This is a genomic window from Pseudomonas sp. P108 (genome assembly GCF_032613195.1).
Taxonomy (GTDB): Bacteria; Pseudomonadota; Gammaproteobacteria; order Pseudomonadales; family Pseudomonadaceae; genus Aquipseudomonas.
Genome location: NZ_CP126691.1, coordinates 775,178 through 797,541, shown reverse-complemented (window position 1 = coordinate 797,541; position 22,364 = coordinate 775,178). Strand labels below are relative to the sequence as shown.

Below are 22,364 nucleotides of genomic sequence, written 5' to 3'. Positions count from 1 at the left end.
AGCCGGTTTTATCTCGCAGAGAAATAGCCAATCATCTCTCTATCGAATTCATCCCGCTTCTCTGGAGCCGAGCATGTCCCAGCCATTCACCGCCATCGCCACCCTGATCGCCAGACCCGGCCAGCAGGATCGTCTCGAACAGGGCCTGCGCGCACTGGTTGAGCCGAGCCGCGCCGAAGACGGTTGCAGCCAATATGACTTGCACCGCGACCTCGCCGACCCGCAGGTTTTTTATGTGATCGAACACTGGGCCAGTGAAGCGATTCTTGAGGCGCACAACAACAGCGCGCACTTTCGACACTTCCAGGCCAGCGCCGGCGACACCATCGAACATTTCCAGCTCAAGCGCCTCGGCGCGATTGCCTGATTCCTTCTTCTATTACCTGTACGGAGCCACTCATGAAAGCCATCGCCTATTACACTTCCCTGCCGATCAGCGACGCCCAATCCCTGCAAGACATCGAGCTGCCAGAACCGGTCGCCGGCCCGCGCGACCTGCTGGTGGAAGTCAAAGCCATTTCGGTGAATCCGGTCGACACCAAAGTGCGGCAGAACGTGGCGCCGGAAAACGGTGCAGCGAAAGTATTGGGCTGGGACGTTGCCGGTGTGGTCAAGGCAGTCGGCAGCGAAGTGACATTGTTCAAGGCTGGCGACAAAGTCTTCTACGCCGGCTCCATCGCCCGTTCCGGCGGCAACAGTGAGCTGCACGTGGTCGATGAGCGCATCGTCGGCCACATGCCCAAGTCGCTCGGTTTCGCCGAAGCCGCCGCGCTGCCGCTGACCGCGATCACCGCGTGGGAATTGCTCTTCGAACGCCTGCAGATCCGCGAAGGCAAAAACAATGAAGACCAGCGCCTGCTGATCGTCGGTGCGGCTGGCGGGGTGGGCTCGATCCTGACCCAACTGGCCAAAAAACTGACCGGCCTGAAGGTCATCGGCACTGCGTCCCGCGAGCAGACCCGCGATTGGGTCCAAGAACTGGGCGCCGACCTGGTCATCGATCACAGCCAACCGCTGAGCGAAGAGCTCAAACGCGCCGGGATCGACAGCGTGACCCACGTCGCCAGCCTGACCCAGACCGACCAGCACCTCGATCAACTGGTCGAAGCGCTGGCGCCGCAAGGCAAACTGGCACTGATCGACGATCCGAAGTCGCTGGACATCAGCAAACTCAAGCGCAAGAGCCTGTCGCTGCACTGGGAGTTCATGTACACCCGTTCGCTGTTCGAGACGCCGGACATGATCGAACAGCACAAACTGCTCAACCGCGTGGCCGAGCTGATTGATGCGGGGACGTTGAAGACCACGGTGGGCGAGCATTTCGGCACGATCAATGCGGCGAACCTGCGCCGCGCCCATGAGTTGCTGGAAAGTGGCAAAGCCAAGGGAAAAATTGTTTTAGAAGGTTTCTAAAAAACCGCACAGCGCAGCCTTCGCCGAACCTAGAGCGGTCGGCGGGGCTGCGCTGTTTTTTGCCGTCAGTCCGATGCTTGACCGTTGTCACAATTGCGATCGTATTCAGGTCTACAATCGAAGCCTCTGCGATACATCTTTTACGCAAGGGAGGTCAGCAATGAAGATCCTGATAAAAGAAGTGGCAAAGTCTCAATGGCAGGTTCGTCTGGACCAACACGCCGTGACATTCCGCAGTGAAGCCGAAGCATTGGCCTTCACCCGCACCCTCGAAGCGCGACTTTGCGCGCCCCATCAGATTCCCGATCGCAGCCAGCAGCGCGCCGCCGGCTGAGGTTATTTATGCCTCGGCCTGAGCTTGCGCCAGTGCCCGGGCGTTCTGCAGACGGCGGGTGATTAGCGCCACGCACACCACCAGCAAACCGCACACGCTGATGACTATTGCCATCGGCACGGCGGTGCCGTCGTGCAACACCCCTACCAGCGCCGAAGCCCCGGCGGCGACGCTGAATTGCATGCAGCCGAGCAGTGCCGACGCACTGCCGGCGCGTGCGCCCTGCCCGTTCATCGCGCAAGCAGCGGCGTTCGGGCTGATGCAACCCAGGCTCGATACGCAGATGAACAGTGGAATCAGCAGCGGCCACAAGGATTCGGTGTGCATTGCGCTGACCGCGAGCAACGCCAGCCCGGCGCCGAAGTAAACCCACACCGCCCGCGACAGCAGGAACGCCGGGCCGCGCTTGGCCAACATCCGCGCGTTGACCTGCGCCACCAGAATGAAGCCCGCCGCGTTGGTGCCGAACAACCAGCCGAAATGCTCGGCCGGCACGCCATACAGCTTGATGAAGATAAACGGCGAGCCGGCGATGTAAGCGAACATCCCGGCGATGGCGATGCCACCGGTCAGGGCATGACCGAGGTAAACCCGATCCTTGAGCAAGCGCCCGTACTGGCGCAGGGCGCCGGACAACGGCTGGCGCGGCATGTGCGCTGGCATACTTTCCGGCAGCCCCAGCGCCACGGCCAAACCGGCCAGCGCGCTGAACCCGGTCAACACCAGGAAGATCGACTGCCAACCCGTGGTGTTGACCAACAGACCGCCGAGCATTGGCGCCAGAATCGGCGCCAGGCCCATCACCAGCATCAATTGCGAGAAGACCTTCGCCGAGCCGACCGCGTCGCATTTGTCGCTGACCACCGCCCGGGAAATCACCATCCCCGCGCAACCGCCCAACGCTTGGACAAAACGCGCACCGATCAGCCATTCGAGGTTCGGCGCATAGGCGCAGGCCAGCGATGCCAAGGTGAACAGCGTGAGCCCTACGAGCAGCGGAATACGGCGGCCAAAGCGATCCGCCACGGGGCCGTAAAGCAGTTGGCCAATCGACAATCCGGCGAAATACGCCGCCAGCGTCATCTGTACATGTTTCTCGTCGGTGCCGAACGCCAGCGCCATCGAGGGAAATGCAGGTAAATAGAAGTCGATCGCCAAGGGCCCGAAGGCGGTCAAGGCACCGAGGATCAGAATGGTACGGAGGTTCATCAGGCATCCAGGTTGGCAAGTCGGCAGCCCGACAGTCTAGCCGCGCCCGGACGCCTTGAACATTCCGATAGCTCGCTAACTATAAAACTTCAGACGAGTTTCACCGCGTAGCCTTCTTCGCTGATTGCCTCGATGACCTGATCGCTGGTCAACGCGCTCTCGACGCCCACCTCTTTCGCCGCCAGATCGACCCGCACGCTGACCGCCGGATCCTTGACCTGCAGAGCGTTGGTGATGGCTTTGACGCAATGGCCGCAGGACATGCCTTGAACGTTGAACACTTGCATGGAATGACTCCTTTGAGTGAGGTTGCCGGCAGTTTCGAGCTTGCCACGATGGCAAGGTCAAGTTCTTCAATAAACTGCCGGGCTGGCAATCGGCGCCGCGCTCGGCCAAGCTGCGTACATCAATGACTCGATTCAGGAGATTCAGCCATGCGCTGGTCAGCTTTCAGCCTGTTTGGCTTTCTCAGCCTCTTTGCCGCCGTTCCTCAAGTGCAAGCCGCTGGCGAGGACTATGCGGTGCTGATCATTTCCCGTGAGCGTCTGGAAGTGTCGACCTCCTGCGAGATCGGCGTGTACATCCAGGATCAGCTCTCGGCGCGGTTGCTGCAGGAGCAAAGCATTTCCTTCAACCTGCCGCCGGGCACTGTTTCGCTACGCTTGAAGTTGCTGCCGGGACAAGTCGCCGGTTGCAACCCGGGGATGCTCGCGCCGGGTTCGCAGGAGATCAAATTGCATGCCGGTGATGTGCTGAAGTATCGCTTGGCGATGAATTCCGAAGGCGTCTATCTGAAGCGCGCCGATCTCGAATACTAAGCAAATCCCAATTGTGGGAGCGAGCCTGCTCGCGAATACGGCGGGTCATTCAGCGATGATGTTGACTGACCCGCCGCTTTCGCGAGCAGGCTCGCTCCCACAGTTTGTTTTGCGGCGAGTCAAAGAATGGCGCTTGACCTTGCCCGCATGGCAAGGTTGATCCTTGTAGGCATCTACTACAGGGAGTACGACCGATGTCCGATTCCATCACGTTCGATCTGCCGATTGCCGGCATGACCTGCGCCAGTTGCGCCGGCCGTGTCGAGCGGGCGTTGAGCAAAGTCAGCGGCGCCAGTGCCGTGAGCGTCAATCTCGCCACCGAGCAGGCCCGTGTGCAGGCACCCGGCGGCAGTCTGCCGGCCTTGATGGACGCAGTTCAGCGCGCCGGTTACAGCGTCCCGCAGCAGACTATCGAATTGAATATCGAAGGCATGACCTGCGCCTCCTGCGTCGGTCGCGTCGAGCGCGCCCTGAACAAAGTGCCGGGAGTGAAAAGCGTCAGCGTCAACCTGGCCAACGAACGCGCCCACCTCCAATTGCTCGGTCAGGTCGATCCGCAAACCCTGCTCGAAGCCGTCACCAAGGCCGGCTACTCGGCCAGCGTCTGGCAAGCCGAACACCCACAAACCGATAACCAACAACAGCGCCTGAAACATGAACGCTGGGCACTGATCTGCGCGATCGCCCTGGCTCTGCCGCTGGTGGCGCCGATGTTGCTGCAACCGTTTGGCATCCACTGGATGCTCCCGGCCTGGGCGCAATTCGCCCTCGCCACGCCGGTGCAGTTTGTTTTCGGTGCACGTTTCTATGTCGCCGCGTGGAAAGCCGTGCGGGCGGGAGCAGGCAACATGGACTTGCTGGTCGCCCTCGGCACCAGTGCCGGTTACGGCTTGAGCCTCTATGAATGGGCCACCGCTGCCGGGCGCATGCCGCATCTGTATTTCGAAGCGTCGGCGGTGGTCATCGCGTTGGTGCTGCTCGGCAAATACCTGGAGAGCCGCGCCAAACGTCAGACCGCCAGTGCCATCCGCGCCCTCGAGGCGTTACGCCCGGAACGGGCCATTCAAGTGATCGACGGTCGCGAGCAGGATGTCGCCATCAGCGCGTTGCGCCTGAACGATCTGGTGCTGGTCAAACCCGGCGAACGTTTCCCGGTCGATGGTGAAGTCATCGAAGGCCAGAGCCACGCCGACGAAGCATTGATCAGCGGCGAAAGCTTGCCGGTGCCGAAACAACCGGGTGACAAAGTCACCGGCGGCGCGATCAATGGCGAAGGGCGTTTGCTGGTGCGCACTCAGGCGCTCGGCGCCGAAACCGTACTGGCGCGGATCATTCGTCTGGTCGAAGACGCCCAGGCGGCCAAGGCACCGATCCAGAAACTGGTGGATAAAGTCAGCCAGATCTTTGTGCCAACCGTGTTGCTGATTGCCTTGGCGACACTGATCGGCTGGTGGCTCTACGGCGCACCGCTCGAAACCGCGTTGATCAATGCGGTCGCGGTTCTGGTCATCGCCTGCCCGTGTGCACTGGGCCTCGCCACGCCGACCGCGATCATGGCCGGCACCGGCGTGGCCGCGCGTCACGGCATTCTGATCAAGGATGCTGAAGCGCTGGAACGCGCCCATGAAGTCAGCAGCGTGGTGTTCGACAAGACCGGTACGCTGACCTCCGGCACGCCGCGTATCGCCCATTTCACAGCAGTCGATGGTGACGAAAACACTCTGCTGAAACTGGCCGGCGCGCTGCAACGCGGCAGCGAACACCCGTTGGCCAAAGCGGTGCTCGATGCCGCAGCGGAACGAGGCCTGCACGTACCGGATGTCAGCGCCAGCCAGTCGCTCACTGGTCGCGGCATCGCCGGCAATCTCGACGGCCGGCGCCTGGCGCTGGGCAATCGCCGGTTGCTGGAGGAAAGCGCTTTGAGCGCCGGTAATCTGGGCGAATCCGCCCAAGCCTGGGAAACCGAAGGCCGCACCCTGTCATGGCTGATCGAGCAAAGTCCGGAACCGAAAGTGCTTGGTTTGTTCGCCTTCGGTGACACCTTGAAACCCGGGGCATTGGAAGCCGTGCAACAACTCGCTGCACGCGATATCCATAGCCATCTGCTGACCGGCGACAATCGCGGCAGCGCTCGCGTGGTCGCCGAGGCCTTGGGCATCAGCAATGTCCACGCCGAAGTGCTGCCAGCGGACAAAGCCGCCACCGTCACCGAGCTGAAAAAAACCGGCGTAGTCGCCATGGTCGGCGACGGCATCAACGACGCCCCGGCGCTCGCCGCGGCCGACATCGGCATCGCCATGGGCGGCGGCACTGACGTGGCCATGCACGCGGCGGGTATCACGCTGATGCGTGGTGATCCACGGCTGGTGCCGGCGGCGCTGGAAATCAGCCGCAAGACCTACGCGAAGATCCGTCAGAACCTGTTCTGGGCCTTCGTCTACAACCTGATCGGCATTCCGCTGGCAGCGTTCGGCTTCCTCAACCCGGTACTGGCCGGTGCGGCCATGGCGCTGTCGAGCGTCAGCGTGGTGAGCAATGCGCTACTGTTGAAAACCTGGAAACCCAAGGATCTGGAGGAACACCGATGAACATCGGCCAAGCGGCCAGACACAGTGGCCTGAGCGCGAAAATGATCCGTTATTACGAGTCGATTGGCCTGCTCAAGGCGGCCCATCGCACCGACAGCGGTTATCGGGTCTACGGCGACGACGACCTGCACACGCTGGCCTTCATCAAGCGCTCGCGGGACTTGGGCTTTTCGCTGGAAGAGGTCGGCAAACTGCTGACCCTCTGGCAGGATCGCCAGCGTGCCAGCGCCGATGTGAAAGCATTGGCGCGCCAGCACATCGACGAGTTGAATCAGAAGATCCGCGAACTCGGCGAACTGCGCGACACCCTGCAGGATCTGGTCGAGCACTGCAACGGCGACCATCGCCCGGATTGCCCGATCCTCAAGGAGCTGGCGTCGGGCTGCTGCGCGCAACCCGCCCGCGCTTGAGGGCGAGCACTTTCACCGTGAGCAATGTGCCGAGGGGAATGCCGTGGAACAGCATGACCACGGCACCCGGCGTCCACCACCCGTAGAACGGCGCGGCGATGAGCATGCCGATGCCGAATCCGCTCATCTGCAACAGGGTCAGCACGCTGAAAATCGGCAGGCGCAACTGCTCGGGTTCGCGTTGCAGGCGCGACATCAGCCCGACTTCTGACAAACCGTCTCCCAACCCCGCCGGCAAGGAAAACAGCAGCAGACCGTAGAGGCTGTGTTGCTGGAACATCAGGATAAAGCCGCAGGACATCAGCGCCACACCGAAGAAAAACCGTCGTTCGAGGTGGATGTTGTCCGAGCCTTTGAGACGGCTGGCGATTCGCGCGCCCAGCAGTTTGCCGCTGGCCCACACCGCCAGCATCAGGCCCAGTGTGGTGCTCGCCGACTCTGGCGTGAGCAGTTTGGAGATGATCGGAAAGCCGACGTTGTGCGCGGCGCTGCCCAAGGTATCGGCCATGGTCACCGCCAGCATCGCGGCAATCACCGGTGCCGAACGCAGACCTTGCTTGAGTGCGGTCCATTCGCCGCGTTCGGGTGCTTCGTTGACTGTTGCGGGTTCGAAACGCAGCGGCACGATCAACAACGCTGCCAGCAAATAGGTCAGTGCATTCAGGGCGAACACTGTTTCAAAACCAAAACCCGCGACCAGCAAACCTGAAACCAGACTGCCGCCGACCATGGCCGCTGAAGACGCCGAAGTGATCCAGGCGTTGGCCTTGAGCAATTGCTCGGCGGGGATCAGACGCGGCAACTGACTGTTGAGACCGATTGCAAACATCGAGTTGCCCAGGCCCAGACCAAACGCTATCACCGGCAACAGCATGGCTTGCTGGCTGACGGGCACAATCAATAACAGACCGAGCACACTGGCGCGCAGCAGGTCGAAGGCGATCAACGGTGCGCGCCCACTGCAGCGACGGTAAAACGCGGTGCCGATCAGACTGGCAAAAATCCCCCCGCCGACGCGACTGGCGAGAAAGATCCCGACGCTCATGGCGCTGTTGCTCAGCAGGTAGACGTAGGTGGCCAGCGCGACCATGTTGAGGAAGGCGCCGAAATCGGAGATCAGTCGAGCGGTGACGATCAGGTGGGTGTTGCGCGGGGTGGTCACATTCAGTCCTTGAGTGTGGCTGGAGCGGTGGACAGTAGACGCGAAATTGCGTTGATCCGAAAGAGGCCCTCACCCTAACCCTCTCCCAGGGGGAGAGGGGACTGATTGGGGGATGCTTCAGAGGTTCGCCGACCTGAACGTGCTGTATCGAATCCATAATCAACGCGGTAGCCCATTCCATAATCGACCCGGTATTTCAGGTCGATGAAATACGCCAGACACCTCGGTCGGCCCCCTCTCCCTCTGGGCGGTCCGACGTTTCGGGAGGGCTGGGGTGAGGGGCTTCTAGGGATTCTGATTCAAAAAAAAACCCGGCCGAAGCCGGGTTTCTCATCAAGCAATCACTGCATCCACGGTGGTGGAGGCGGTTCGTCAGACTTGCCTTTCGGCTCATCGTCCGCCGCGCGGATGGCCTGCTTGCGTTCCTCGTCGAGGCGCGCCGCTTCGATCTCGCGCAACACCCCGCCAACATCGGCCAGGTCTTCCGGATCATCGAACTCACCGGTCAGCACACTGTTCGGGTGCAAGGTGCCGGCTTCGTACAGCGCCCACATTTCCTTGGCGTACTTGGTCAGTTTCAACTCCGGCGCAAAGCGACCGAAGTAGGAAGCCATGTTGCCGACATCCCGCTCCAGCATGCTGAACGCGTGGTTGTTACCGGCTGCGTCGACGGCTTGCGGCAGGTCGATGATGACCGGGCCGGTCGGCGTCAGCAGCACGTTGAACTCCGAAAGGTCACCGTGCACCAGACCGGTACACAACATCAGCACGATCTGCGAAATCAGGAACGCGTGATACTCGCGCGCCTGATCCGGCTCCAGCACCACGTCGTTCAGACGCGGCGCGGCATCGCCGAATTCGTCGGCCACCAGCTCCATCAACAGCACGCCGTCGAGGAAGTCATACGGTTTTGGTACCCGCACCCCGGCGCCGGCCAGACGGAACAGTGCCGCCACTTCGGCGTTCTGCCAGGCATCTTCGGTCTCTTTGCGACCGAACTTGGAGCCTTTCGCCATCGCCCGAGCCTGTCGGCTGTTGCGGACCTTGCGGCCTTCCTGATACTCGGCCGCCTGGCGGAAACTGCGTTTGTTCGCCTCCTTGTAGACCTTTGCGCAACGTAACTGATTGCCGCAGCGCACCACATAAACAGCTGCTTCTTTACCACTCATCAGTGGGCGCAGCACTTCGTCGACCAGACCGTCCTCGATCAGGGGTTCAATGCGTTTTGGAGTCTTCATCAGCTTTTATTGTGGGTCCTTTATTACCAAACACGCGAATGTCACTCGTTATACGGCAATCCTCGCACAACGGGGAGGGGTTGCCGACCTGTGAACCTGTGAATGCACACACTGTGCCGAAAAATCGACCGCTGCGAATCATAGCTGAGCCGCCCTTGAATGTTGGTATCGGCCGTTGAGGGCATTTGCGACAGAATCTGACATTTGCGGTTTTAGCCCTTTTACCCTCACCCCAGCCCTCTCCCCGAGGGAGAGGGAGCCGACCGAGGTGTCTGGCGTTATACATCGACCTGAAATACCGCGTCGATCATGGATTGGAATAAACATCTGACTGAAACACGTCGATTATGGATTGGGCTAACCATCTGACTGAAACACCGTCGATTATGGATTCGGTGAAGCACGTTCAGGTCGGCGTATCCCTCAAACATCCCCCAATCTGTCCCCTCTCCCTTTGGGAGAGGATTAGGGTGAGGGGCTCTTCTAGCGTTCGATGATGGCGGTAACGCCCTGCCCGCCCGCGGCGCAAATCGAAATCAGGCCCCGGCCCTTGCCCGCCGCATCCAGCAGCTTTGCCAAATTGGCGACGATACGCCCGCCAGTCGCGGCAAACGGATGCCCGGCCGCCAGCGAACTACCCTTCACATTGAGTCGGCTGCGATCTATCGAGCCCAGCGGTGCGTCGAGGCCCAGTCGGGTTTTGCAGTATTCGGGATCTTCCCAGGCTTTCAACGTACACAGCAGCTGCGCGGCGAATGCCTCATGTATTTCGTAATAGTCGAAATCCTGCAAGGTCAGCCCATTGCGCGCCAGCAACCGTGGCACGGCGTAGACCGGCGCCATCAGCAGCCCTTCGGCGCCGTTGACGAAATCCACTGCCGCCGCTTCGCCATCGCGCAGATACGCGAGAATCGGCAAACCACGTTCCTTCGCCCATTCTTCGCTGCCGAGCAGCACCACCGAGGCACCATCAGTCAGCGGCGTGGAGTTGCCCGCCGTCAGCGTACCTTTCGCGCTTTTTTCGAAGGCCGGTTTCAGCGCCGCGAGTTTTTCCAGGGTCAGGTCCGGGCGCAGGTTGTTGTCGCGGGTCAGGCCAAGGAACGGCGTCATCAGGTCGTTGTGCCAGCCTTCGCTGTAGGACGCGGCGAGTTTGTGGTGGCTTTCGAGGGTCAGTTGATCCTGCTCTTCACGGGGGATCTGCCAGGCCTGCGCCATCAATTCACAGTGCTGACCCATCGACAGACCAGTGCGTGGTTCGCCGATGCTTGGGAAATCCGGAATCAGATGTTTGGGCCGCAGTTGCAGAAAGGTTTTCAGCTTGTCGCCGGTGGTCTTGGCGCGGTTGGCTTGCAGGAGGATTCTGCGCAGACCTTCGCTGACACTGATCGGGGCGTCCGAGGTGGTGTCGACACCGCCAGCGATACCGCTTTCGATCTGGCCGAGGGCGATTTTGTTCGCCACCAGGATCGCCGCCTCCAGGCCGGTGCCGCAGGCTTGCTGAATGTCGTAGGCCGGCGTCGCCGGAGACAGACGCGAGCCGAGCACGCATTCACGGGTCAGACTCATATCTCGTGACAATTTCAGTACCGCGCCTGCCACCACTTCGCCGATGCGCTGGCCGTGCAGGTTGTAGCGTTCGATCAGGCCTTCGAGGGCTGCGGTGAGCATCGCCTGATTGCTGGCCGTGGCGTACGGCCCGTTGGAACGGGCGAAGGGGATGCGGTTACCGCCAATGATCGCGACGCGGCGCAGCTGACTCATGAATAACTCCTTTTCAAATTGATCGAATTTGATGCGTTCCCCTGTGGGAGCGAGCCTGCTCGCGAAAACGCCGGCACATTCAGCATCTTCGGTGGCTGACAGATCGCTTTCGCGAGCAGGCTCGCTCCCACAAGTACCGCGCTCCTCTGCAAGACCTGCTAAACCTCAGTGTCTAGCGTAGGCCTTATTGCGTGAATCGAACGATTGATTGCCATCGACAGTCCACACTTTGAACCCCAACTTCTGGAGAGCGTTCCATGTCTGACCGCTATATCGACTTCGCCAACTCGTCCATCGGCCATCGTCTGGTCGGGGCGCTGGGTCTGCCGTCGCCGGTGCGACTGGAACGCTGGCAGGCCGGGCGCCTGCGGCCGGTGGAAGGTGCGCTGCTGATCGGCGGCGGGCCGCTGGCCGAGCGCATCAGTGCCTTCGCCAACCGTTTGACCGACGGCATCTACCGCTACGGCGAACAACCGGCGAGCGCCACCGAATGGATTCCCGGTCACGGGCCGAAACTCAAAGCCGTGGTGTTCGACGCCAGCGAATTGCTGCACACCGATCAGCTCAAACAGCTGCGCGAATTCTTCCAGCCACTAATGAAAAACCTTGAGCACAGCGCGCATCTGGTGATTCTCGGTCGTGCCCCGGAAACCCTGAGTGATCCGTTTGCCGCCAGTGCGCAACGAGCGCTGGAAGGGTTTTCCCGTTCGCTGGCCAAAGAACTGCGCAGCGGCGGCACGCTGCAATTGATCTACGTCGGCGACGGCGCGGAAGATCAACTGGAAGGTCCGCTGCGGTTTTTCCTTTCGCCGAAAAGTGCCTTCGTCTCTGGGCAAGTGATTCGTCTGACGGCTTGCGCGACGCCAGTGACTGACTGGACACGCCCGCTGGCCGGGCGCAAGGCGTTGGTCACCGGGGCTGCGCGTGGCATCGGCGCGTCCATTGCCGAAACGCTGGCCCGCGATGGCGCCGACGTGATCCTGCTCGATGTACCACCGGCCAAGACTGATCTGGAAGCCCTCGCCGCGCGCCTCGGCGGGCGCGCCATCACCCTCGATATCTGCGCCGAAGACGCCGCCACGCAACTGATCGAACAGCTGCCCGACGGCCTCGACATTCTGGTGCACAACGCCGGCATCACCCGCGACAAAACCCTGGCCAACATGACGCCGGAGTTCTGGGACGCGGTGCTGGCGGTCAACCTCAATGCCCCGCAAGTGTTGACCAAAGCCCTGCTCGACAGCGGTACGTTGCTCGACAACGCGCGGGTGATTCTGCTGGCCTCGATCAGCGGCATCGCCGGCAATCGCGGGCAAACCAACTACGCCGCGAGCAAGGCCGGTTTGATCGGGCTGGCGCAAGCCTGGGCTCCGACGTTGCTGGAACGTGGCATCAGCATCAACGCCGTCGCTCCCGGTTTTATCGAAACGCAGATGACCGCACACATCCCGTTCGGTCTGCGCGAGGCCGGGCGGCGCATGAGTTCGCTGGGCCAGGGCGGCTTGCCGCAGGACGTTGCCGAAGCGGTCGCGTGGCTGGCGCAACCGGGCACCGGCGCGTTCACCGGGCAGGCGCTGCGGGTCTGTGGACAAAGTGTTCTGGGGGCTTAGGCAATGAGCATCGAATGGCACACGCTGGATCGCGAACCGAATCTGCCCGGGCTGTACGCGCGGGCGGCGACGCGACGGAAAATCACCGGCACCCGGTTGCCCGACAGTGGTTTGCGCTGTTGGGTCGATGTCGATGGCAAGCGCCTGGCGGCTTATCGCAAGGTCTGCGGTTTTGTCGATGACGGCCTGCTGCCACCGACCTATCCGCACATCCTCGCCTTCGCCTTGCAGATGCAATTGCTCACCGCCAAGGGGTTTCCGTTTCCGCTGCTGGGGTTGATTCATCTGAGCAACCGCATTCGCGTGTTGCGCCCGATGGGCGGCATCGGTCGGGCGCAAGTGAGCGTGCGCGTGACAAATCTGCAAGCGCATCCCAAAGGTGCAACGTTCGATCTGCTGACCACGCTGGATGATCAGCTCGGGCCGTTGTGGGAAGCCGAAAGCCAGATGCTCTGTCGCGGCGTGAAGCTTGAGGGCGAAGCTGTCGAACAAGACTGGGAACCCTCGCAATCGCTGGTGGAGGTGGCGCGCTGGAAAGCCCCGGCCGATATCGGGCGGCAATACGCCAAAGTCTCCGGAGACTACAACCCGATTCACTTGAGTGCGGCGAGTGCCAGGTTGTTCGGCTTTCCGACAGCGATCGCCCATGGTCTGTGGAACAAGGCACGCACACTCGCGGCACTGAGCGATCATTTGCCCAAGGCCAACCTCGAGATCGCCGTGCACTTTCGCAAACCGGTACGCCTGCCCAGTGAGGTGACCTTATTGGCGAGTGCGGCGGGGTCCAGTGGTGAGTTGCGGCTGATCGGTGCACAAGACCTGGAACACATGGTCGGGCAGTGGCAACCCATTGCCTGAGCACGCGGTACACCGTTAATTGTGTGTATATAACTTAAGTTTTCGCCGTCCTTCCCCCTTCCACTAAAAAAATCCGGGCCTTGATTATCAAGGCCTTTTTTTGTGCGGCTATATCGTGGGTATTAGTTCTTAGGCGCTGAACTTCACCCTCTATATAAAGGCGTTAATACCAACTTGAGAATGGTGTGAAACCTGCCCCGGGACTGAGATTGAGCACAACGGGCGAAGGCATCTCCGGCGACAGACCGGCGAGCCATCGAAGACAACGTACGTTGTGACAGGTGCAAGGAATCTCCATCATGAAAACTCAAAACGTGTGGTGCAAATCAGCAATTGTTATCGCATTGATGCTCTCTCTTGGCCTCGCTGGTTGCAGCAGCGGCGGTGGCGGTCACAAGAGCAGTTCCGGCAGTTCGGCGGCGGACGGCACCGCAGGGACTGGCGGCACATCGGGTACTGACGGTACGGGTGGCACGGGTGGCACCGGTGATACTGCAGGCACTGGCGGAACCGGTGGCACAGGCGGTACTGGCGGAACCGGTGGTACCGATCCGACCAACCCGACTAATCCGACCGATCCGACTGATCCAACCAACCCGACCAATCCAACCACTACACCGCTGGTAACCACCACGCTGGTGCAGGATGTCGGTACAACCATCGCTGGCGTCGGCGATGGCGTTGGCCAGATCGGCGATTCCCTGAGCACCGTGCCTGTGGTCGGTGGCGTGGTGCAGAGTGCGGCCAACACCGCAGGCAATGTTGTCAGCACCTTGGGTGATGGCATCACCGATGGCGTTGGCAAACTGGCCACCGATCCCAACGGCCTGACCACCACCGTTGCTTCGGTTGGCGGTGTAGTGACGGATGTCGGCAACGGCGTCTCCGACCTCAGCGCCAAGCTGTCCACTGCCACCAGCAGCGTGCCAGTGGTGGGCGGTGTGGTCACCAAAGTCGCACCGCTGCTTGATGGGGTCGGCGAGAAAGTCACCATGCTCGGCAATACCCTCGACACCACGCTGACCAGCGGCCCGACCAGTCAACTGACGAACAAACTCGGCAGTAGCCTGGTGCCGGTGATTGCGATGGTTGAAAGCACCACTGACAAAGTCGGCGATGCGACCGGTCTCGGCGACCCGCTCAAAGGCGTGGTGGCGCAAGTCGGTGGCGCGGTGAACACACTGGGCGGCAATGTTACCGATGCGGGTAACGGCAACGCCTTGACCAATACACTTGGCGGCGCGTTGAGCGATACCGGCACCGCAGTCGCCAAGGCCGGTGGTCTGGTGTCCAACGGCACCGGTTCAGGCACTGGCGGCGTGGGCGGTGGCCTCGGTGGCACTGGCCTGCTGCAAACGGTTGGCGGCGCGGTGGTCAATGTCGGCTCAGGTCTGGCGGCTGGCAACGGCACTCTCGCAGCGCCTGGCAACGTCCTCGCAGCGGCTGGCAACACGGTGGCTTCGCTTAACACTGTACTCGGCGGATCCGGCACCCCGATCACCGCAACTACCTCACCGCTGGCCACAGTTGGCGCCACCTTGGGCACTAGTCTGAATCCGGTCACCAGTGGCGTTACCAACGTGACTCAGCAACTCGGCGCGGCTACCGGTATCGGTTCCCCCGTTGCAGGTCTCACTGGCCAGGTGGGCGGTGCGGTCAGCAGTATCGGCGGCAGCATTGCCGCGACCAACAACCCGGTCACCACCGCGGTCGGTGGTCTGGTCACTAACGTCGGCGGCACCGTTGCCGCTGTCGGCGGACTGGTCAACGGCGGTACCAGCGGGGGCACCACCGGAGGCAGTCTGGGCGGCGTACTCGGCGGTCTGACCGGCGCCCTGGGAGGCAACACACGCTAAATTGCACCTGGCCGATTCGACGGCCTCACCTACAGCGCCTACGCTTGGTTGAGGGCGGAAGATTCCCACGAGTCTTCCGCCTTTTTTCTTAGGAGAATTCAGCCAAGTGCTGTGATCTGACCATGGAGTGTCCTATGCGCGTAATGGCATCCCTGCTGTTCCTCAGTCTCAGTTCCGCCGCCCTCGCCGACACCCTGCCCAGCTTTCTCAACAGCAACGAAACCATCCGCAATCTGCCTGTGCCCAACCTGCCGGCCGACGCCTATCGACCGAGTGCCACACCGGTGCAAGTGCCGGACGCCGGTGCAGCCGCCGCGCAGCCACTGCTGATGGACACCAAAATCAATCTGCAAACCGTGCAGATCGAAGGCGGAACCCTCTACCCGCTTAACGAACTCGCTGAAATCTATAAGCCCCTGATCGGCCGGCAAGCCACGCTCGCCGACCTGATCGAAGCCACGCGCAGCATCACTCGTCGCTATCAGCAGGACGGTTATCTGCTGTCCTACGCGTTCTTGCCGCAGCAAAACTTCAATGACGGCGTAGCGCGTGTCGTGCTGGTGGAAGGCTACGTGCGGGATATCCAGATTCAGGGCGATGTGGGTCGGGTCAAAGCCCTGCTCGACAAACTGGCGGCGAAAATCCAGGCCGAACGGCCGCTGACCCGCAAGACCTTCGAGCGCTACACCACGCTGATGACACGCATCCCCGGCGTGACGATTCAGGCCCAGGTGCCACCACCGGGCACCACCGATGGCGCGACCACGCTGATCGCCCAGGCCAGCCGCAAACCGTTCACCAGCACCCTGAGCACCACCGAAGACAACCGCAACGGCACCCAGGCCTTGCTCGGTGTCAGCAGCAACTCGCAAACCTCGATGGGCGAGCAACTGACCCTCAGCGGCCTGTTTCCGCCCGGTGACGATCACGAACATTACTACCGCCTCGACTACAGCCAGTTTCTCAATGACGAGGGTGCGCAACTGGCCTTGTCCGCTTCACGCTACCGAGCGGACCCCGGCACCAATGTCGTGCTCGACAATGGCCTGCAACTCAAACCGCACCGCGAAAACGATCGCTACTCGATCGGCCTCACGTTGCCGCTGATTGCCGCTTCCAACGAACTGCTGACGGCCGGCTCAAGGCTCTACGCAGTCAACGACAAGACCCGCTACAACGTGATCGGTTACCCGCTGAGCGTCGAAGAGCGCACCGACATCCGCGCCCTCGCCTTCGAGAGTGACTGGCGCAAGGCTGATGCCCGACAACTGCGGATCCTCAGCGGCGGTGTGTACCAGGGCCTGGACAGCATGGGCGCGAAAACCAACAACGACGCCATCGACCTCGACTTCTTCCGCGTGCGCCTGTCCGGCGTGCAGAGCGACAAGTTCCTCGACAACTGGCAAGGCGTGCTGTCGGCCGCACTTTACTGGAGCGACGACAGCCTGCCCGACAGCGAGCGCGCGGTGTTCGGCGGGCAGAATTTCGGTCGCGGTTATCCCGACGATCAAGCGTCCGGCGACAAGGGCTGGGGCGTGGCTTACGAGGTCAACTACAGTTTCAACCGCGACGGCAACTGGGTGCGCATCCTGCAACCGTATGTCGTGCTCGATCGCTCGCGCAGCTGGTTCAACGAATTGCCGGTGCGGGCCAACAATCTGTCATCGGCGGCGATCGGCCTGCGGTTTGGCGATGCCAAGTACTACAACATTGCGCTGGAGGCAGCGAAGGCGATGTCGGATGAAGCACTGGATACGTTCAATCGCAAGCCTCGGTACAGCATCAGCTTCAGTTATCAGTTGTAGGGCCGAGATTGCACGCCAGCCCTGAGTCAAAACAACTGTGGGAGCTGGCTCGCTCCCACAGGTTTTACGTGATGCGGATCAGAACGCGTAACGCACCTTCGCGGTAAAGCCGTCGGAATCAAACCCGCTGGCCGTTACGTAGTCGTACGAGCCACCGACGCTCCACGCGCCCATCCGATAATTGGCGCCCAGACCCAGTTCGTAACTGTCGCGCACCGGCGTGGTGCCCCGGCTGGTGAACGAATCGCCGCCCAGTACAAACGAAGACGTCGTGCCGACCTTGTCGCCGATGAAGTCGTGCCAGGCCATGAGTTTCGCTTCCGGTTCAAGACTGCCGGTGCCCACTGCAAACGCTGCAGCGAGGCGCGCGCCCACACCCATTTCACCGACTTCATAACGCTGACTGCCGACATTCAGCGAGGCCGAACTGCCCTTCTCGCGATATGAATCCATGCCGACGTTGGCGTAACGCGCACCGACCTGCGGCTCCAGCACCACACCCGGGGTCAGGCGCAGGGTATAACCGGCCAAGGCGCTGACGCCGAATACATCGCTGTCGTAATCGCCTTTGGCGCGGGTGCCGGCGATGTAGCGTTTGGATTCGTTGTCGTTCCAGCCATACATCAGCGAAGCGTCCACGAACCAGTTGTCGTGCATCCAATTGCCGTAAGCGGTCAGCGCATGACCGGTCACTTTGGTTTTGCTGCCGATATCGGATTTCACATCGGTGTCGAGGTAGCTGTAAGCCAGACCGATCGATGTGTCGGCGTTCAACTGGCCGTCGGCGCCTACGGCAATCCCGTGGCTGTCGGCATCATAACCAGCGACACCGCGACGGGCATCCTGATCGGCATCGCTGTTGAGGGCTTGCAGCCAGACGCCTTTTTCCAGGCTGCCGGTGGCCGTACGTGCGCGATTGGCGCGGTCGTTGATCACGCCCGAGACCAGCGTCTGGCTGTTGGTGGCGGCGTGCAGGACACCACGGCTGACGTCCGGGCTGAGCGTCTCGGCCAGCCGCGCCAGTTGCGTGTCGGTGCTGGCATTGGCGAACGCCTGGAACACCGGATCCTGTTCACCAAGACGTGACATCAGCGAGGCCGACAGTCCGACCAGCGCAGAAGCAGCATTTCGGGTGCCACCCGCATCGAGGGTGTTTTGCGTCAACACATCTTGCGACTTGGTGCTGACCAGCGCCTTGACGTCGTTGCCTTCCACGCCGAAGCTTTTGACCTCCAGCAACGCCGAAGACGACTCGACCGTAAGGTTTTCGCCGCCGATCAGATTGCCCGAACGGATCAACGTGTAGCGGTTGCCACCAGCGGCGGTGCGAAAATCGCTGGAGCGTGCCTGCAATTGCACATGGCCGCCCGGCGCGATCTCGGTGGTGCCGGTGACGGTCAGAATCGCCCGGTTGATGTCGGTGTCATTGCCGACCGACATCGCAATCACCGAGTCCGCTTCTTCCATGTCCAGATCGCCGACGATCGTGGTATGTGCCCGCGCCAGGGTCAGCGTGCCTTCTTGTACCGTGACGTAACCGGACTTGATCGTCGCGCCATCGAAGTTGACCTCGCCATCAATCGACACCCCGGAAAGGCCCAGCAAGTCGCCTTTGACATCGCCGTTATTCCAGTAAAAGTAACTCAGGCCATCGTCCACTTGAATGGCCGCCGTACCGCCCTCGATCATGCCGTATGACTGAACAATGTTGAGCGGACCTTGTCCTGCGGGCTGGTTGTACACATGAATGCCGATGCTCTCCCCGTATACGTTGCCGTAGTTGTAGAGACCGTATTGGCTCGCATTCGATGCAGACACAAGCTGCACCCCGTTCAACACCAAAGCTTCGGCGCCACTGCCGGTGGCCCTGAGCGTCGACCGGCTCACGACGGCGGCGGACAGTGCGGTGTTTTCCAGATACAGGCCACGGGCGTTGGTGCCACTGACGACGATGGGGCCGGAGTTGATCACACCGCGGCCAAACGAAGTGTCGACCAGCGCAACCCCGGTGGCGTTATTGCCGCTCACCGTGATTGGACCTGAGTTCATGAAGGTGCCACGAACCGGAGTGCCCTTCAGCGCGATACCTGTCGATTCACCGCTGGCAGCCAAGCCATTGACCGTGACCGAACCCTCGTTGCTGAAGTTGTAGCCGAGCTGCGCCCACGACACGCCCGCCGCTGGCGCTATGTCGATCCCGACACCGTGGGTGGCGCCATCGATGGTGATCCTGGCCTTGTTGACGATTTCGCTATTGACCGACAAACCGGTGAACCGCGCCGCGCTGGTCATCGCCGACGAAGAGCTTTCCACAACATTCGCCGTGCCCACGAGATTCAGAAAATCGTACGTCTGCTTGACGCTGACCAATGGCCCCGTACCCAGATCGTAATTGAGCGTGACAGCGCCGACACCCGGAGCCTGAACAACGGCAGCCGCCACAGAAAGCGCCAGCAAAGAGCGGCGCAGACAAGAAGTATTCAAACGAGATTCCCTTCCAAAACATGAAAAACAGTTTCAGCAGGGTTCACGTATTCATTCAGGCATCCCTACCGGCCCGCCAGGTGTCCTGGCTCGGGCGCGGGGAATGTACACGAGCCATCACTTTGACACCATCAAAAAGTCAAAGAAATGACGTCAAATATTCAAAGAAACCGACCAACTGTCAGTCCGCAATCGCGAGCAGGCTCACTCCCACAGAAAAACAAACGCAAGAACAGCGCAAATCGCACATCCCTTCTGCTCCTCACCACTCGACAGGATGAGCGTTAGCTCGGCTGCAGCTCTTGATCTGCTGGCCCCTTCGGCAGGCTGAGTGGAGGGATTGATCCGGGGGTAGGCGCGCAGCGCCGTTCGACGAAGTCGAACACATCGAAAGGAGGTGCAGCGAAGCAAACCGGAAGCGATGCCCCCGGATCGATCCCGGAACGAAGGAACCCCGAGCCCCAGCGAGGGGCCGAACGCCGGGGCCCAGCCTTTTGGTTACTTTTTGGCGTTTGAAAAAGTGACCCGCTGTAAGAGCGGAACCGCCAGCCGCAACACCCGCAGCAACGGATATTCACCAAAAACACCCAAAGCACGGTCGGCCCAAAGGCCGCCGAGTTCAACCTCAGCCAACCTGAACCTTAGGCTTGGGAAACAGATTATCCAAAGTCTCCAACAACCTGACGTGATAAATCGGCTTGCGAAACAGATCCAGCACCTGCAACCGCAACATATCGCTGACATCCTCCATATCCGCATGCCCCGACGTCACAATCACCGGCAAATGCTGCCGAGAAGTATGCTCACGCAAGCGCTTGATCAACGACATCCCGGACTCCTCCGGCATACGCAAATCAGTAATCACCAACGCGATATCCGGATACCGCGTCAGATGATGCAACGCCAGCTTCACCGACGTCGCCGTATGGCAAGTAAACCCTTCACCCTCCAGCAACTCTGCCAGCTCCAGCAACGCGTCCTCTTCATCGTCAACCAGAAGCAACTGTTGGCGCGGCAGCGAGGAAGCAGTCATGGGCAATCCCTGAAAACTGAAAGTGAACCCGAGTGTAGCGCGGCATCAACCAGGCAGCAGTTTCATTCAACTCAGGGCGGCGGTGCGGGGGCCGTCACGGCAGTGCCGCCCAGTGCCACCAGCAAATTGTTGAACATCACCAGTACCCTGGCGCCAACGGGGGTGACGAACACGATGACCACCACCGCCACCATCGCCACGACAATCGCATACTCGATTGCCGACGCGGCTTCAGTACTGGCAAAGAAGCCGCGGACACGCACTTTCAAATAATCAAAGAGCATCGCCATTCTCCTCGCCAGTCAGGGCCTGGTTACCGCTGTGCCACCCAGCCCGGTCAGAATATTGTTGAAGTAAGCCAACACGCGGTTACCCAGCGGCGTGACGAAAGCCACCACGACCACGGCAACCATCGCCACCACGATCGCATATTCGATCGCCGACGCGGCTTCTTCGTTTTTGACCAGCAAACGGACTCTGGCCATCAAATAATCGAGGATCATCCGACACATACGACTACTCCTTTGCGCCTGTGGCGCCCATGTCACGCTGCTGCGGCAAAAACCACCGTGCCATTTGAGCATTGTCAACAAAGCCCCACCCAACAACTGTAAGAACGGATTAATCACAAAGGATTAATCACATCGCGAAGTTGCCGATTGCTGCTGTTAATTGGCCAAGACTCATACTTTAGTGGGTTATTTTCCTGTCACTAATGGCGTTTTGGCTTGGATCAGCTAGCGTGGAAATAGCGAAATAGTTGCATGTTCATAGCTGCCGGATTGGGAACTTCTCTCGTAAGCAAGTGCAGTGGGTAGTGCAGCAGGAAAGGGAGAGCCGTCATGAACAGTCGCGTCACCATGGGCCTTGCAGCCATCCTTCTGCTTGGAGCGATCTTTGTCGGTTACTGGGGGCTGGTGCTCAGTCGTCAACCGGCACCCGTCGCCGAAGCCCCCGTTGCTCCAGCCGTCACCGTTGAAAAAACTGTCGCGATCGCCGAAGACCAGACTCGCCAACCGGTGGTGGTATTGCTGCACGATGTACCGCCCTTCACCGCGCTGACGGCGGCCGATGTCGCGGTGGAAAAACTGCGCAGTGCACCGGCCGGCAGCTTGAGCAATGTCGATCAGGCCATCGGCCGCACACCCTGGCGGCACCTCAGCGCCGGCACTTGGCTGAACGATGAAAGCTTCACCGCCGGCGGCTCACTGGCACGCATGATTCACAGCGATGAACGTGCCCTCACCGTGGCCGTCGACGAAGTGATCGGCGCGGCCGGGCAACTGATCCCCGGCGATTACGTCGATGTGCTGCTGTATCTGCGCCAGGACACCAGCAATCTGGAACAGTCCGCGCAGATCGTCGTCCCGGCCATGCGGGTGCTCGGGGTTGGCGATCAATATGGACTGACCAACGACGGCCAACCTGCTTCGCCGGCGCTGAGCGCCGATGAAAAACTCAAACAGGATCAACGCCGCATCGCCGCGCGCACCGTGGTGCTGGCGGTGCCGGAACAACTGCTCAGCCGACTGATGCTGGCAACGCAAGTCGGCACCTTGCGTCTGGCCGTACGCAGCAGCGAAGAACAACGACTGGCCAAATACTGGGCCGGCGAAGCTCAGGCGCCGGCACATCTGAGCAGTGCCAACAGCCAACTCTTCCAGTTCACCCAACTGGCCTTGGGCGCCGGACCGAAAGCGCCTGCCGGTGGCGGTTCCGGCGCAGCCCCGAAGCCGGCCGTGGAAATTATTCGCGGCAATCAGATCACCCAACAAAACCCATGAC

At 60.9% G+C, this 22,364-nt stretch carries 20 protein-coding genes; 11 read left to right on the top strand and 9 right to left on the bottom strand.

Annotated features, from left to right (window positions below; all coding sequences use genetic code 11):
* Positions 1-73 precede the first annotated feature (73 nt).
* The 3 genes from QOM10_RS03375 to QOM10_RS03365 all read left to right on the top strand — a co-directional run bounded on the left by QOM10_RS03375 (position 74) and on the right by QOM10_RS03365 (position 1,747).
* The gene (locus QOM10_RS03375) at positions 74-367 is read left to right on the top strand and encodes a putative quinol monooxygenase (protein WP_160038110.1); all 294 of its coding nucleotides are present in this window, start codon (positions 74-76) and stop codon (positions 365-367) included.
* A gap of 32 nt (positions 368-399) precedes the next feature.
* The gene (locus QOM10_RS03370; protein WP_316917568.1) at positions 400-1,413 is read left to right on the top strand and encodes a zinc-binding alcohol dehydrogenase family protein; all 1,014 of its coding nucleotides are present in this window, start codon (positions 400-402) and stop codon (positions 1,411-1,413) included.
* A gap of 160 nt (positions 1,414-1,573) precedes the next feature.
* Positions 1,574-1,747, top strand: a complete 174-nt coding sequence (locus QOM10_RS03365) for a hypothetical protein (RefSeq protein WP_007914687.1) — start codon at positions 1,574-1,576, stop codon at positions 1,745-1,747.
* Positions 1,748-1,753: 6 nt separating this feature from the next.
* Here the strand turns inward: QOM10_RS03365 and QOM10_RS03360 are convergent, their stop codons facing one another.
* Both QOM10_RS03360 and QOM10_RS03355 read right to left on the bottom strand, forming a co-directional pair.
* On the bottom strand, positions 1,754-2,956 hold the full coding sequence (locus QOM10_RS03360) for a multidrug effflux MFS transporter (RefSeq protein WP_316917567.1): 1,203 nt from the start codon (positions 2,954-2,956) through the stop codon (positions 1,754-1,756).
* An 89-nt stretch (positions 2,957-3,045) separates the two neighbouring features.
* Complete coding sequence (locus QOM10_RS03355) at positions 3,046-3,243, bottom strand: cation transporter (RefSeq protein ID WP_316917566.1); 198 nt, start codon at positions 3,241-3,243, stop codon at positions 3,046-3,048.
* Positions 3,244-3,390: 147 nt separating this feature from the next.
* Between QOM10_RS03355 and QOM10_RS03350 the strand changes: the two genes are divergently transcribed.
* The 3 genes from QOM10_RS03350 to cueR all read left to right on the top strand — a co-directional run bounded on the left by QOM10_RS03350 (position 3,391) and on the right by cueR (position 6,772).
* Positions 3,391-3,774, top strand: coding sequence for a hypothetical protein (locus QOM10_RS03350; protein ID WP_093430287.1), 384 nt, complete (start codon positions 3,391-3,393; stop codon positions 3,772-3,774).
* Positions 3,775-3,968: 194 nt separating this feature from the next.
* Entirely contained in the window at positions 3,969-6,362 is a 2,394-nt protein-coding gene (gene cueA, locus QOM10_RS03340; RefSeq protein WP_316917565.1) for a copper resistance metal-translocating P1-type ATPase CueA, read from the top strand.
* Positions 6,359-6,772, top strand: coding sequence for a Cu(I)-responsive transcriptional regulator (gene cueR, locus QOM10_RS03335; protein WP_025111722.1), 414 nt, complete (start codon positions 6,359-6,361; stop codon positions 6,770-6,772). Before cueA ends, cueR begins: the two co-directional genes overlap by 4 nt.
* On the opposite strand, the gene QOM10_RS03330 is transcribed toward cueR, so the two are convergent.
* The 3 genes from QOM10_RS03330 to QOM10_RS03320 all read right to left on the bottom strand — a co-directional run bounded on the left by QOM10_RS03330 (position 6,726) and on the right by QOM10_RS03320 (position 10,933).
* Positions 6,726-7,934 carry an MFS transporter gene (locus QOM10_RS03330; protein WP_316917564.1) on the bottom strand — a complete coding sequence of 403 codons (1,209 nt, stop codon included), beginning with the start codon at positions 7,932-7,934 and terminating at the stop codon, positions 6,726-6,728. The two genes, cueR and QOM10_RS03330, sit on opposite strands and share 47 nt — an antisense overlap.
* 341 nt (positions 7,935-8,275) lie before the next feature.
* Positions 8,276-9,172: a PA4780 family RIO1-like protein kinase gene (locus QOM10_RS03325; protein WP_007914672.1), complete on the bottom strand. Its 897-nt coding sequence runs from the start codon at positions 9,170-9,172 to the stop codon at positions 8,276-8,278.
* A gap of 483 nt (positions 9,173-9,655) precedes the next feature.
* Positions 9,656-10,933, bottom strand: a complete 1,278-nt coding sequence (locus tag QOM10_RS03320; protein ID WP_316917563.1) for an acetyl-CoA C-acetyltransferase — start codon at positions 10,931-10,933, stop codon at positions 9,656-9,658.
* A gap of 257 nt (positions 10,934-11,190) precedes the next feature.
* Here QOM10_RS03320 and QOM10_RS03315 point away from each other — a divergent pair, with 257 nt between their 5' ends.
* The 4 genes from QOM10_RS03315 (at position 11,191) to QOM10_RS03300 (ending at position 17,062) form a co-directional block, all read left to right on the top strand.
* A complete protein-coding gene (locus QOM10_RS03315) occupies positions 11,191-12,543 on the top strand; it encodes a 3-oxoacyl-ACP reductase (protein WP_127925711.1) in 1,353 nt (450 codons plus the stop codon).
* A 3-nt stretch (positions 12,544-12,546) separates the two neighbouring features.
* Entirely contained in the window at positions 12,547-13,401 is an 855-nt protein-coding gene (locus QOM10_RS03310; RefSeq protein ID WP_127925710.1) for a MaoC family dehydratase, read from the top strand.
* A 299-nt stretch (positions 13,402-13,700) separates the two neighbouring features.
* Positions 13,701-15,257 (top strand): collagen-like triple helix repeat-containing protein, encoded by a 1,557-nt coding sequence (locus QOM10_RS03305; protein ID WP_316917562.1) that lies wholly within the window; start codon positions 13,701-13,703, stop codon positions 15,255-15,257.
* A gap of 134 nt (positions 15,258-15,391) precedes the next feature.
* On the top strand, positions 15,392-17,062 hold the full coding sequence (locus QOM10_RS03300) for a ShlB/FhaC/HecB family hemolysin secretion/activation protein (protein ID WP_316917561.1): 1,671 nt from the start codon (positions 15,392-15,394) through the stop codon (positions 17,060-17,062).
* Positions 17,063-17,140: 78 nt separating this feature from the next.
* Here the strand turns inward: QOM10_RS03300 and QOM10_RS03295 are convergent, their stop codons facing one another.
* From QOM10_RS03295 to QOM10_RS03280, 4 genes are all read right to left on the bottom strand, one after another.
* A complete protein-coding gene (locus tag QOM10_RS03295) occupies positions 17,141-19,546 on the bottom strand; it encodes an autotransporter domain-containing protein (protein ID WP_316917560.1) in 2,406 nt (801 codons plus the stop codon).
* Between the two features lie 625 nt (positions 19,547-20,171).
* Positions 20,172-20,579 carry a response regulator gene (locus QOM10_RS03290; RefSeq protein ID WP_127925706.1) on the bottom strand — a complete coding sequence of 136 codons (408 nt, stop codon included), beginning with the start codon at positions 20,577-20,579 and terminating at the stop codon, positions 20,172-20,174.
* Between the two features lie 71 nt (positions 20,580-20,650).
* Positions 20,651-20,863, bottom strand: a complete 213-nt coding sequence (locus QOM10_RS03285) for a Flp family type IVb pilin (protein ID WP_150750022.1) — start codon at positions 20,861-20,863, stop codon at positions 20,651-20,653.
* Positions 20,864-20,881: 18 nt separating this feature from the next.
* Positions 20,882-21,091, bottom strand: a complete 210-nt coding sequence (locus tag QOM10_RS03280; RefSeq protein ID WP_007914649.1) for a Flp family type IVb pilin — start codon at positions 21,089-21,091, stop codon at positions 20,882-20,884.
* A 330-nt stretch (positions 21,092-21,421) separates the two neighbouring features.
* Here QOM10_RS03280 and cpaB point away from each other — a divergent pair, with 330 nt between their 5' ends.
* Positions 21,422-22,363 carry a Flp pilus assembly protein CpaB gene (gene cpaB, locus QOM10_RS03275; RefSeq protein WP_150750023.1) on the top strand — a complete coding sequence of 314 codons (942 nt, stop codon included), beginning with the start codon at positions 21,422-21,424 and terminating at the stop codon, positions 22,361-22,363.
* The last annotated feature ends 1 nt before the right edge of the window (position 22,364 follow it).